Origin of the sequence: Citrobacter sp. C6_1 (assembly GCF_014596835.2) — a bacterium.
In the GTDB taxonomy this organism is placed as follows: domain Bacteria; phylum Pseudomonadota; class Gammaproteobacteria; order Enterobacterales; family Enterobacteriaceae; genus Citrobacter; species Citrobacter pasteurii.
In genome coordinates this window covers 104699-117994 of sequence record NZ_CP115031.1, presented here as the reverse complement: position 1 = coordinate 117994, position 13296 = coordinate 104699, and the positions used below count along the sequence as shown (strand labels likewise).

12 protein-coding genes are annotated in these 13296 nt (G+C 44.7%); 4 read left to right on the top strand and 8 right to left on the bottom strand.

Annotation, left to right across the window (positions count from 1 at the left end):
• Positions 1 to 102 precede the first annotated feature (102 nt).
• The gene (gene rfaY / locus IB196_RS00585; RefSeq protein WP_005120465.1) at positions 103 to 789 is read left to right on the top strand and encodes a lipopolysaccharide core heptose(II) kinase RfaY; all 687 of its coding nucleotides are present in this window, start codon (positions 103 to 105) and stop codon (positions 787 to 789) included.
• A 67-nt stretch (positions 790 to 856) separates the two neighbouring features.
• Here rfaY and tdh read toward each other — a convergent pair whose 3' ends face one another.
• The 3 genes from tdh to IB196_RS00570 form a co-directional block, all read right to left on the bottom strand.
• Positions 857 to 1882 (bottom strand): L-threonine 3-dehydrogenase, encoded by a 1026-nt coding sequence (gene tdh / locus IB196_RS00580; protein ID WP_005120462.1) that lies wholly within the window; start codon positions 1880 to 1882, stop codon positions 857 to 859.
• A gap of 9 nt (positions 1883 to 1891) precedes the next feature.
• Positions 1892 to 3088, bottom strand: a complete 1197-nt coding sequence (gene kbl / locus IB196_RS00575; RefSeq protein ID WP_005120460.1) for a glycine C-acetyltransferase — start codon at positions 3086 to 3088, stop codon at positions 1892 to 1894.
• Positions 3089 to 3241: 153 nt separating this feature from the next.
• Positions 3242 to 4393, bottom strand: coding sequence for a glycosyltransferase (locus IB196_RS00570; protein ID WP_040231583.1), 1152 nt, complete (start codon positions 4391 to 4393; stop codon positions 3242 to 3244).
• Between the two features lie 297 nt (positions 4394 to 4690).
• Here IB196_RS00570 and rfaD point away from each other — a divergent pair, with 297 nt between their 5' ends.
• Genes rfaD through rfaC form a run of 3 tightly spaced genes read left to right on the top strand, consistent with a single transcriptional unit; the run spans position 4691 to position 7645 of the window.
• Positions 4691 to 5623 (top strand): ADP-glyceromanno-heptose 6-epimerase, encoded by a 933-nt coding sequence (gene rfaD / locus IB196_RS00565; protein ID WP_003827312.1) that lies wholly within the window; start codon positions 4691 to 4693, stop codon positions 5621 to 5623.
• Between the two features lie 12 nt (positions 5624 to 5635).
• Complete coding sequence (gene rfaF / locus IB196_RS00560) at positions 5636 to 6682, top strand: ADP-heptose--LPS heptosyltransferase RfaF (RefSeq protein ID WP_040231582.1); 1047 nt, start codon at positions 5636 to 5638, stop codon at positions 6680 to 6682.
• Between the two features lie 3 nt (positions 6683 to 6685).
• Positions 6686 to 7645: a lipopolysaccharide heptosyltransferase RfaC gene (rfaC, locus tag IB196_RS00555; protein WP_040231581.1), complete on the top strand. Its 960-nt coding sequence runs from the start codon at positions 6686 to 6688 to the stop codon at positions 7643 to 7645.
• 128 nt (positions 7646 to 7773) lie between these two features.
• On the opposite strand, the gene IB196_RS00550 is transcribed toward rfaC, so the two are convergent.
• From IB196_RS00550 to IB196_RS00530, 5 genes are all read right to left on the bottom strand, one after another.
• The gene (locus tag IB196_RS00550) at positions 7774 to 8544 is read right to left on the bottom strand and encodes a glycosyltransferase family 25 protein (protein WP_040231579.1); all 771 of its coding nucleotides are present in this window, start codon (positions 8542 to 8544) and stop codon (positions 7774 to 7776) included.
• A 127-nt stretch (positions 8545 to 8671) separates the two neighbouring features.
• A complete protein-coding gene (gene rfaP, locus IB196_RS00545) occupies positions 8672 to 9469 on the bottom strand; it encodes a lipopolysaccharide core heptose(I) kinase RfaP (protein ID WP_040231577.1) in 798 nt (265 codons plus the stop codon).
• Positions 9462 to 10586: a glycosyltransferase family 4 protein gene (locus tag IB196_RS00540; protein ID WP_188231968.1), complete on the bottom strand. Its 1125-nt coding sequence runs from the start codon at positions 10584 to 10586 to the stop codon at positions 9462 to 9464. Before IB196_RS00540 ends, rfaP begins: the two co-directional genes overlap by 8 nt.
• 21 nt (positions 10587 to 10607) lie before the next feature.
• The gene (rfaQ, locus tag IB196_RS00535; RefSeq protein WP_233614660.1) at positions 10608 to 11612 is read right to left on the bottom strand and encodes a lipopolysaccharide core heptosyltransferase RfaQ; all 1005 of its coding nucleotides are present in this window, start codon (positions 11610 to 11612) and stop codon (positions 10608 to 10610) included.
• Positions 11613 to 11892: 280 nt separating this feature from the next.
• Positions 11893 to 13143: an O-antigen ligase family protein gene (locus tag IB196_RS00530; protein ID WP_188231967.1), complete on the bottom strand. Its 1251-nt coding sequence runs from the start codon at positions 13141 to 13143 to the stop codon at positions 11893 to 11895.
• Positions 13144 to 13296: the final 153 nt, after the last annotated feature.

The following is a 13296-nucleotide window of genomic DNA, read 5'->3' as shown; positions in this document are numbered from 1 at the left end:
CAGGTTGATGAGAGCTCAGATCGTCTACATATCGGGGTACACAACCTGTATACTCTATCCCTATGAATTAATGTACTCTACAGGCTGATATTGAGGGAAAAGATGGCCATCAGTAAGACACACGAAAAAGGTTATACGGTCTATTGCAAAGAGACCAGAAAAGACCTTAAGTCACTGATGAATAAATACATCAAAAAAGAAATCAGTGGCAAACCGCTGAGCAGTGGTAACGCATTACGCAGCGTGGAGTTGGTCGAGTACAACTCGCAGAAATTTATCATCAAAAACGACCGTGAAGTTGATCCACGATTTGAGAAAAAATTACAGAACTTTACCTCCGGCCCTTTCTATTCCCGGCTGATCAGGAAGCTGGACAGGCTCCCGCCGGAAATGCGCATCTGTACTGCCGATCTCTACTATGCTGCTGAGAAAACACGTTTTCGCCAGTGCCATGATGTTTATACTATTCATGAATATATTGAAGGTGATCCTTTAAGAGAAATTAACCAGCAGAATGCTGACGAGGTAAAGCAATGCGTGCTGCGTCTTCACAAGGCCGGACTGGCATCAAATGATATTCACCCTGGGAATTTCATTCGCACGCCTACGGGTGAGTTAAGGATTATTGACCTGTCCTGTAAGGGAAATATGAAGGTCTGTCAGGCAAATGACATTCTGGCATTACAACGAAAATATAATATTAATGTTAAAGGCAGAGGGTTAATTTATAAACTCATCCTGCTTAAAGAAAATATAAGAGCGTTATCCAGAAAGATCCGCGGAAAATAAAATCTATGGTTTATACGGCCAGATAGCGATATCTGGCCGTAATTAACATTGAATGCACGCTGCGCATTCAATCCCAGCTCAGGATCACTTTCCCGGACTGGCCTGAACGCATGGCATCAAAGCCCTGCTGGAACTCATCAATAGAGAATCTATGGGTGATGATCGGCGACAGATCAAGGCCGGACTGGATCAGTGCAGCCATCTTGTACCAGGTTTCAAACATTTCGCGACCATAGATACCTTTAATAAACAGACCTTTAAAGATAACTTTCGTCCAGTCTATCGACATGTCTGATGGCGGGATCCCCAGCATGGCAATACGGCCACCGTGATTCATGGTGTCCAGCATGGTACGGAACGCTGGCGGCGCACCAGACATTTCCAGACCCACATCGAATCCTTCGGTCATCCCCAGTTCGGCCATCACGTCGGTCAGGTTCTCTTTCGAGACGTTGACTGCGCGGGTAATACCCATTTTACGTGCCAGCTCCAGACGATACTCATTAACATCTGTAATCACTACGTGGCGTGCACCAACGTGCTTCGCTACCGCGGCAGCCATAATGCCAATCGGCCCCGCACCGGAAACCAGCACATCCTCGCCAACCAGATCAAACGACAACGCCGTGTGTACCGCGTTACCAAATGGATCGAAGATAGACGCCAGGTCGTCGGAGATGTTGTCCGGAATTTTAAAGGCGTTAAACGCAGGGATCACCAGATATTGTGCAAAACAGCCAGGACGGTTTACGCCGACACCAGTCGTATTGCGGCACAAGTGAGTACGACCACCGCGGCAGTTACGGCAATGTCCGCAAGTGATATGGCCTTCACCAGAAACGCGATCGCCGATTTTGAAGCCTTTAACTTCCTGGCCGATACCAACAACTTCACCGACATATTCATGCCCTACAACCATTGGAACCGGGATGGTTTTTTGCGACCATTCATCCCAGTTATAAATGTGAACGTCAGTCCCGCAGATGGCTGTTTTACGGATTTTAATCAGCAAATCGTTATGGCCGACTTCCGGTTCAGGAACGTCGGTCATCCAAATGCCTTCTTCCGCTTTCAGTTTGGATAACGCTTTCATTTCACATCCTCAGGCAATTACGCCCAGTTGTTTACCAATGCGTGTGAACGCGTCGACTGCACGCGTAATCTGCTCAGGGGTATGTGCCGCTGACATCTGGGTACGAATACGCGCCTGGCCTTTTGGAACCACTGGATAAAAGAATCCAGTTACGTAAATCCCCTCTTTTTGCAGTTCGCGGGCAAACGCCTGCGCAACAACCGCATCACCCAGCATTACCGGAATAATCGCGTGATCGGCTCCTGCCAGCGTGAAGCCTGCGGCGGACATTTGCTCACGGAATTGACGCGCATTCGCCCACAGACGATCGCGCAGGTCGCTACCCGCCTCAACCATCTCCAGCACCTTAATGGAAGCAGCAACAATTGCCGGAGCCAGTGAATTAGAGAACAAATACGGACGGGAACGTTGACGCAGCCACTCAACAACTTCTTTACGTGCCGCAGTGTAACCACCTGATGCGCCGCCGAGTGCTTTGCCCAGCGTGCCGGTGATGATGTCCACACGGCCCATCACGTCACAATACTCATGAGAGCCACGGCCGTTCTCACCCACAAAGCCTACCGCGTGGGAATCATCTACCATCACCAGCGCATCATATTTGTCTGCCAGATCGCATACGCCTCTCAGGTTAGCGATGACGCCATCCATAGAGAACACGCCATCGGTGGCGATCAATACATGGCGGGCGCCTGCCTCACGCGCTTCTTTCAGACGCGCTTCCAGTTCCTGCATATCGTTGTTGGCGTAGCGGAAACGCTTCGCTTTGCACAGACGAACGCCATCGATAATAGAGGCGTGGTTCAGGGCGTCAGAGATAATGGCATCTTCTGCTCCCAGCAGCGTTTCGAACAGGCCGCCGTTGGCGTCAAAGCAAGAAGAGTAAAGAATGGCATCTTCCATACCCAGGAACGCCGCCAGTTTTTGCTCCAGTTGCTTATGGGTGTCCTGAGTGCCGCAAATAAAGCGCACCGAGGCCATACCAAATCCGTGAGAATCCATACCCGCTTTTGCCGCTGCAATCAGTTCCGGGTGGTTAGCCAGCCCTAAGTAGTTGTTAGCACAAAAGTTAATAACATGGCTTCCGTCAGCCACGGTGATATCAGCCTGCTGAGCAGACGTAATAATGCGCTCTTCTTTAAACAACCCTTCCGCGCGTGCGGTTTCCAGATCGTTCGTTAACTGCTTATAAAAATTCCCACGCATTGCAATTCTCCAGACTGGGCAAATTTCAGCACATATTACCCAATGCTATTGGTTTGTACGAGATGACTCATCATGACTTGTCTAAAATGCAGCATAAATCACGTGTACCCACATAACCTTTCAGGAATGACAGACCTGGCATCACAACCTGACTTACGTTGTCGCGTCATCAATGACCTGAGACACTGATGACGGTGCTATAGTAAATCCTGCCATAGCAAAGGCCTTATTAACCTTAATGATATAGTTGTCTTCGTAGAATTCCTCAATCGCCTGCTGAATCTGTTCGCCGGCAGGCAACGCTTTTCCATCAACAATTCCCTGTAGCAAGGAAACAAATTTTTCCGGTTCATCAGTAGGGTATAAATTACCGTTTATCCCTTCTTTGATAATGTCTGCAGGCCCCGTTTCACAATCAGAGCTAATGGCATAAACGCCGTGAGCGCTGGCTTCAACCAGAACCATAACGAAACCTTCAAAATGAGAAGTTAACAGCAGGCAGGTGATATTTTTTAGCGTATTTTGAATATATTCCCATGGTGATTTCTGCCAACCATGCCAGTGAATATTTCCACTAATCCCCAACGTTTCAGCTAATGCCGTTAAGGTATCAACATCCGGGCCGGTGCCGATAATATCTAAGGACCACTTCCCTTTTAGTTTAGCCAACCCGTTGAAAAGACTGCGTACATTTTTCTGTCCATCTGCCACAACCCTGCCTACATACACAAACCGGGCATGCTTCTCAGGGGTAGGGATACGGATATCGCATCGCGCAACGGGATTATAAATCGTTGCAATAGTGCTTTTTTCTATTCCCATCTCAATGAGCTGCTGAGTTATCCCTGAGCTAATTGAAAGATGATAGTCAGCTTTATTAATGTACTTGATTTTTTTCTTATAATTATTTTTGTAGAAGTTAAAAATAGAGAAGTGAAACCATGAAAATATTTTCACCTGCTTGCTTGTATATTTTCTTGCAACGTGACTGATGTAACATGAAAGCGTATCCAGGGAAATAATTATATCTGGACTTTCCTGAAGAATAATTTTTCGCAAACCATAAGCAAAACTTAGTCTTCTTAATTTAGTTATTTTTATATTAGAAGATAGATGACAATAGCGCTGCCCTGTGAGCCAGTCATTATTGACATTGCTATTATTATTTTTCTTAAAAAAAACAAAAGAGACATCAATATCAGGGTCTTGCGTCCGCAGCAGCCTCACCAAATTAATACATACCGTCTCCATACCTCCGAGGCCACTGGTTTCATAACCTGTAATAATTATCTTCTTAAGTTGCATATATTTTTTTCATTCCAACGACTATTGTCAGCCCCAACACAGTGCTTTACCTTGCTTATTCATTCGTTGATGGCTCCGAAAAAGCCAGCACCGCGCGCCTGAACATCCATTTACGACGTGAATCATACACCACCAGACCCTAACTATTTCAATTAAGAATGACTGAAGCAATAATCAGTACACATGTCACACGCCACATGACGCGACGTACTGCTGAAGCCGAAGCCATGTAGTGATATGATTAGAGGTATTCGTGTCTGAGATTGTCTCTGACTCCATAATTCGAAGGTTACATTTATGATCATCGTTACCGGCGGCGCGGGCTTTATCGGCAGCAACATCGTTAAGTCCCTGAATGACAAAGGCATCACCGATATTCTGGTGGTGGACAACCTGAAAGACGGCACCAAGTTTGTGAATCTGGTGGATCTGAATATTGCTGACTATATGGATAAGGAAGACTTCCTGATCCAGATTATGGCTGGAGAAGATTTCGGCGATATCGAGGCAATTTTCCACGAAGGCGCGTGCTCTTCCACGACCGAGTGGGATGGCAAGTATATGATGGACAACAACTATCAATACTCCAAAGAGCTGCTGCACTACTGTCTGGAGCGTGAAATTCCTTTCCTGTATGCCTCTTCTGCAGCAACGTACGGCGGTCGTACCTCTGACTTCATCGAATCTCGTGAATATGAGAAGCCGCTGAACGTCTATGGCTACTCAAAATTCCTGTTCGACGAATATGTACGCCAGATCCTGCCAGAAGCAAATTCTCAGATCGTTGGCTTCCGTTATTTCAACGTCTACGGGCCGCGTGAAGGTCACAAAGGCAGCATGGCGAGCGTCGCTTTCCACCTCAATACTCAACTCAACAATGGCGAAACGCCAAAATTGTTCGAAGGCAGTGAAAACTTCAAACGTGATTTCGTCTATGTCGGCGATGTTGCAGCAGTAAACCTGTGGTTCCTGGAAAACGGGGTTTCTGGCATCTTTAACCTCGGTACTGGTCGCGCAGAGTCTTTCCAGGCCGTCGCGGATGCCACGCTGGCATACCACAAAAAAGGCAGCATTGAGTACATTCCGTTCCCGGAAAAACTGAAGGGCCGCTATCAGGCATTTACTCAGGCGGATCTGACTAACCTGCGCGCTGCGGGCTATGACAAACCGTTCAAGACCGTTGCCGAAGGCGTAACGGAATATATGGCCTGGCTGAACCGCGACGCATAAGGCAGGCAATCAATGAGGATTCTGGTGGTTGGCCCGTCCTGGGTGGGCGACATGATGATGTCGCAAAGTCTCTATCGCACGCTCAAGGCGCGCTATCCCCAGGCGATAATCGACGTGATGGCACCTGCATGGTGCCGTCCGCTGCTGTCGCGTATGCCTGAAGTCAACGACGCCATCGCCATGCCGCTGGGACACGGCGCGCTGGAGATTGGCGAGCGCCGCAAACTGGGCCACAGTTTGCGTGATAAACGCTACGATCGCGCGTATGTCCTGCCGAACTCGTTTAAATCCGCACTGGTACCCTTCTTCGCGGGTATTCCTCATCGTACCGGCTGGCGTGGCGAGATGCGCTATGGTCTGCTGAACGATGCACGTGTACTGGATAAGGAAGCCTGGCCGCTGATGGTCGAGCGCTATGTCGCGTTAGCGTACGATAAAGGCGTGATGCTCACAGCCAAAGATTTACCACAGCCGCTGCTGTGGCCACAATTACAGGTCAGTGAAGGTGAAAAGTCACTTACCTGTAGCCAATTTTCCCTCTCGGCTGAACGTCCAGTCATCGGTTTCTGCCCTGGTGCAGAATTTGGTCCAGCGAAACGTTGGCCACATTACCACTATGCAGAACTGGCAAAGCAGTTGATTGACGAAGGTCATCAGATTGTCCTGTTTGGCTCGGCTAAGGATCATGAAGCTGGCAATGAAATTCTGGCTGCACTGAGCGTTGAACAGCAGGCATGGTGTCGGAACCTGGCTGGTGAAACGCAGCTGGAGCAGGCCGTTATTCTTCTCGCCGCCTGCAAAGCCGTGGTCACCAATGACTCCGGTTTGATGCACGTGGCTGCCGCACTAAATCGTCCGCTGGTCGCTCTGTATGGCCCTAGCAGCCCGGATTTCACTCCACCACTCTCTCACAAAGCACGCGTGATTCGCCTGATTACGGGCTATCATAAGGTGCGTAAGGGAGATGCTGCACAAGGGTATCACCAGAGCCTGATTGACATCACACCTCAGCGCGTACTGGAAGAACTGAATAACCTGTTGTTACAAGAGGAAGTCTGACGGATGCAGGTTCTGATCGTTAAAACATCGTCAATGGGCGATGTGCTGCATACGTTGCCCGCATTAACAGATGCGCAGCAGGCCATTGCGGATATTCAGTTTGATTGGGTAGTGGAAGAAGGGTTTGCTCAAATCCCCTCCTGGCATCCGGCCGTAGACCGTGTGATCCCGGTGGCGATTCGCCGCTGGCGTAAAGCCTGGTTTTCCGCCCCCATTAAAGCTGAGCGCAAGGCTTTTCGCGATGCGGTACGTTTACAGAACTATGACGTGGTTATCGATGCGCAGGGGTTGGTAAAAAGCGCCGCGCTGGTCACTCGTCTGGCGCATGGCATTAAGCATGGTATGGACTGGAGTACCGCGCGCGAACCGCTGGCGAGTCTGTTTTATAACCGTAAGCATCATATCGCCAAACAACAGCATGCTGTTGAACGTACTCGTGAGCTGTTCGCGAAAAGTCTGGGATATACCAAACCCCAGTCGCAGGGTGATTACGCTATTGCACAGCATTTTCTGAATGAACGCAATGCCGATGCAGGGCAGTATGCCGTCTTCCTGCACGCCACCACTCGTGATGACAAGCACTGGCCGGAAGCGAAGTGGCGGGAGCTCATTGGCTTATTAAATCACGCAGAAATACGTATTAAGCTCCCCTGGGGCGCTCCGCATGAAGAAGCGCGAGCCAGACGACTGGCAGAAGGATTTGATTACGTAGACGTTTTACCGCGAATGAGTCTTGGGGATGTAGCCCGGATATTAGCCGGCGCTAAGTTTGTAGTATCCGTTGATACCGGATTAAGCCACTTGACCGCCGCACTGGATCGGCCGAATGTTACGCTATATGGCCCTACGGATCCGGGGTTGATTGGGGGATACGGGAAGAATCAGGTCACATGTCGTGCCCCGGAAGGAAAGCTTGCTTTGCTTGAACCCACTCAGGTTTATTCTCACATAGCGCTGCTGTAATTATTCAGGTATCGCAGATATGTTAAATTCGTTCTTATACAATCGCTTTGCTATTTAACATATCTGCAGCTGACCAAAACTATGCACTATATCGTCTTTCATCCACGATTAAGCATTGTTGCATTCATCTACTTCCACCAACATAACCCAAGAATAATTCGTCGGCCATACCAGTATGAGGATGAAATTTTACGTCTGAAAAGTGATTTTTGCTTTTTCTTGTGACTCTTTATCTCTTTACGTTCTTTCTCTAACCAGCTCCCGGACAACTCTTCAGGGTGATGGACAAAGTTTGCCAGGTATATATCAGAAAAATAACCCTGACGCATCAGATATGCCCATTCATCTATGATGAAAAAGTTATTTTCAAAACGGGAAACAAGTTTTTGAGCGGTTACAGAATTCATCAAATAACCGCAGGCTCGCAAAACATATCCATGACCAAATATAACTTTGCCGAAGGTCTGGCCACCAATTTTCTTGAGTTTAAGCAAATTTAAGACAACTTTATTTTTATACCTTAAACCATCCTGCCCACCAAGTAGGTATAACGCATCTTTATTGAGAACACTTTCATCGACTGTCGATATAAATTCCTTAAAATTCTGATCGATTATTGCATCATCCTCAAGAATACAAACCCAATCTTGTCCACTCTGCCCAAACTGTTTAAATGCCTTCATATGGCTTAGTGAGCAACCCAGTTCACCATCAGTAGGCGTATGGTTTTCCCTGTGCTGAAAGTCAGTTAACGGTATCTTGCGCTTTTCTTCGGCGGACAAATTTTTCCCATAGATAGCATCAACGAACGAATACTCGATCTTTAATTCATTCATTATATCTGATACGCGTTTTCGTCGGGCATCGTCAAAAGGAAGCGAAATGACCAGCACGTACATGAGTTCAAACCCTCTAATATAATTAAGCCAGCACCGTCATCGTGAACTAAAGATTAACAATCACTGGCCAGCTGAATAAACTTAATTAACTATTCTATGTAGCTATACAAAGTCTATCATTTCATATTTATAGTTTATTCTTTGATGTATGATTAATAATTTTATCAGTTTTTTTTGCATAAGTTGCAAAGAGATCGGACTCATCACGAATAATTTTATTAATGTCTTTTTTAAAGTATATCTTCAAAAATCTGAAGTAGTCTCTTTGCGTTAACCCGATGTTTAACGAGGAGAAGTACAAACCAATCAGATCTTTATTGCGCCAACGAACAGGAACCGCATTTCTTATCTGAGCCCGGTGCAGATCAATAACCGACAGTTTGAACGTATTATCCTCAAAATTGGCCGGTTGGTGCAATAAGAAGTGACAGAGATAGCAATCACGGTGATTAACGCCTCCCTGATGCATCCTTCTGACCATAATGGCAAGACGCTCAATTAATGCCATTTTAATTTTTCGCGCAGGTGGATTCACCAACCAATCTGCGCAATAGTCTTCCAGGCTAACCGCCGGGCTCAGATCTTCAGTTATAATAAATGAGATACGGTTGAGCGGATTTATACCTTGCTGCCCGAAACCAACACCGTGCATTGTATCAACATCCAGTTCCTGCAAACGGTGTATAGCATTCCATTCCCTATCAGCTCCGAGTACCGGCAAACGTAAAGAGAACAAGTTTTTGATAACTTCCTTCAGTTTAGTTCCCTGGTGCCATTTCAGGAAATAGCTTTTACCTGCAATCTCAAACCTTATCGTTCTACGCGTTTCGAGCTGTCTAAATGTTTCTCCCTGCAGCTTCTGCACTTCAGAAAAAGCATCTTTCCCTTTCCACAAGGATAAAAATGGTTCTTTTAACTCAACCATGGGCACCACCTATAATAATATCCGCTGCTTTCTCAGGTAGACTATAAAGGTCTTGAGTATCAGCAAAGTGTTGTGCATTCTCTTTCCAGGCATTTCTCTGCTCTGAGTCAGTTAAAGAAAAATAAACAGCTTCATTTAATAATTTTTGTTCAAACGGTTCATCAATAACAATGCCGCACTCAGCATCTTTAACATAATGAGCATATCCGCAAACTGCCGTTGTTATGACAGGTAAACCTGCTGCAATTGCTTCAACCAGCACGATCCCTGCGGCTTCCTGGTATGCCGGATGAATCAATAGATCGGCCGCTGCCATTAACTCTGAGACATCATTACGGCCAGGGAAGAACTTGATATTGTCAGCAACACCATACTCTGTTGCCAGCTTTATATAGCGATCAGGCTTATCCTGACCCACAACAAACAGAATCGTTTGTTTGCGGACAGCTTCCGGTAAGGAAGCAATCGCCCTGATAGTTCTGTCGACACCCTTACGGGTAAAATCAGAACCGATTTGTATAATTAAATACTGGGAACCACTGATATCATTTTCTTTCCTGAAGCTAGCTCTACAATTTGCTGCCTGAGAGCTATATTTTCTGTCAGGATAAATTCCCGGCGGAAGAATATGGAAACGCGCTGGCTCGGTATGATAGTGCTTCTGAAAATCCGCAATTTGCTTATCTGTTAACATCAACAGCTGTGTTGATTTTCCCTCAGCAAATGTTGCTTTCTCAAAGGCAGCATAATGCCGGTATCGTGGTGTCAGACGATAGAGCAAACCTTTTTCTTGCGCGACTTTTTCTGCGTAGCAGACATCAGCAGCATAATAAACATCTAATCCAGGCATTTTATTGAACCCAACGACCCGGTCTGCTGGATTACTCTCAAGATGTTTACTTACCCACCGATGATACTCAGCATTTTTCCCGTTGTTGGAGCATGACCTCACAGGAACAATGATGATCTCCAGGCTGTCTGGAATATTTCCTTGCCATGATTGTGTGTAAACCCGAACATGATGTCCACGTGATGCGACTGTCGACGCTATACGCAAAAAATCACGCTGTAACCCACCAAAAGGGAAATATTTATACAAACAGAAAGCAATAACCATTTTATATATCCGGATGCTTTATTAATCGAGTTTAGGTAACCGTGACGCTATGGCTGCAATCACGTCTTCCGCAGGTATAGCAGATAAATATTTCTTACTTCGATCAAGTTTTTCACGCACAGGCATTGGTTGGTAATCACCAGCCCAAAATTGAACCACATCATCAGACCATGGTCGCCAGGCGATATGATCGGTGGCGCCGAAAAGACAAATGATGGGGGTTTTAACAGCTGCAGCAATATGCATCGGGGCAGAGTCAACACCAATAAAAAGTACGGCATGATCAATTAATGCAGCAAGCTCAGGGAATGTTGTCTTCCCGGCAATTTCAGTTAAAGGTTTGGTTTCACATGCCCTGGCAATCTCATCGACGCAGGCAATATCGCTGGCACCAGGTCCAGAAGTCAGTACAACCTGATACCCCAAATGATGTATCGCATCAATCACCAGGGAGAATCTATCATTCTCCCACGACTTGAATTCTTGTCTCGCCGTAGGCTGTATAACAACATACTTCTGGGTATCAACCTGAGGAAGTTTTTTCCGGACAGATTGCCAGACTTGCTCACCATAAACCATTTTCAGTATCGGGACTGATTCTTTTAGATTTAATGGCGTCAACACAGACAAATTACGTTCAACCCAATGATCGCCACTTAGAGGAACGTGATGAGTAAAACTGTCGCGCCAGAATTTCTTATTTCTGTGCGAGAAATCATGTGTCAACTTTATTGGGCAATCCAAACAACGACACAGTAAGGCAACTATCCACTGATCGGTAAGATTGACCACTAAATCATAATGATTACCACGTAGTACCTTGGTTAGCGCTAAGAAATTTTTTGCTTTCTCAAAAGCAGAGCTCTTTTTATTTTTTATGCCATACAAAGCATGGATATCGGGGTTTTCAGATAAAATAGGAATGGTGTCTTCGTAGAGTAAAACATCAATATCAGCATCAGGATAATTTTTTTTAAGCGTGCTGATGACCGGTGTGGTTAGCAACATATCGCCGTGAAAGCGCATTTTTATTACCAGGATCTTTTTCACACTATACCCTTTCAGGTTATTGTTAATTTTCAAATCACGCTACCGCCCCAGGCTCAACAGCTACCTGTGTACTGCAGATCACACCATCTTATTTTATCGCTTATATTATACCACTATTCACTTGACAATTCGATATCTATGGGAATTTTCTATGTGAATTAGAGAAAAATGAATACTTACAATATATGAGACTATTTATCATATTATGAAAATTGAGCCTATATTCTCAACTACGTTACATAGGCTCATTTTAATGTTAATTCATTAATTTTCCTGACTCATTTTTGTCATACAACATCAGGATAGCTATGCTGTATAATAAAAAGACATTTATGAACATCTTTTCAAATAGACAATATACCAGAATATAGCCAACAAGAGAGCACAGTAATGAAATACTAAAAATATCTTTTTGGCTTCTGGCTCGAATATATATGTCTTTAAATGTAATGAAAAAAGCCGCAGTAAATAAGAAGAGACCAATTGCCCCAACATTATAAAGAATTATTATAAAAAATGGTTCATCTATATTATAGCCTTTGTTCCGCTCAGAATATACCCCGCCATTTTTCGGCGCATTATGGCCCTCTAAATATTGATTGTATGTAGAATTTCCATATCCAATACCAAAGGCGGCATTGTTTATATTTTCCATTACTAAAGGGAAACGGTCTAAGATGATTTCATCACGACTGGATGTGACGTTATTCATTTGCAGAGTTTGATCGACTTTCATTTTTACCTGACCCACAGTGTTGTAGGCCCCGACAAGCAAAGCAACCATTATAAATAGCAAGCCACAGGTAGCAGCCATAAATCTCTTGATAGTTTTACTCACCAGAAATGAAATCAGGAAAATCTCTACAACAACTGCTAAGATCCCTGCCCGACTCCCGGTGTATGATAAAAAGACAAACGCAAGCGCAGAAATGATATATAATACTGTTTTCAGGAAGTGATTCTTGAATAAGATCGCCCCTGTTAATACAAAAGGAAATAGCATAACAACATAGAATGCGAAACCATAGCGAAGCTGTAGATACAGTTCCTGCGGGTTATTTTTTATAATTCTTAAAATCGGCACTACTAAGACAATATAGGATAGAGTAAGTATCGCCCCAATGACAAAGACCCGTCTCAGTGAGGTTATATGCTTACTGAATGCTCCAAAAAATAACATCATCACTAACGGGTAACGCCAGTCTTTTATCAATATAATAAAGGCATCAAGAGATTTATCTTCATAGGTGAAAAACACAATACAAAAAACACACCACAACGTGAAGAGTAACAATAACTTTCTCTTCTGTATGAGATCAAGCACAATATTTTTAATATCTATTTTATTGGCTTTAATATAGTAAATAGATAAAACTACAGCGAGCACAGAGGTCATATTTAGCACCCCTTGATTATCTATCGTAAATAACCCAAAAATCATTAAAACCAATACAACTTTGCTTAAAATCAAGATATTACTATTTTGACTGTATCTTACTTGATTCATAAAATTCAAATCTCACTTCTTAAAATTGCCTTGTTAATCAATAACAAACACTCGCTCGCACGATTTATGGGGCATATCTTATTATATAACATCGTAAAAATCCCCCATTAATTTTAGTCTCTTCCTCTCACGGTGTACCTTCATTCTAATCAC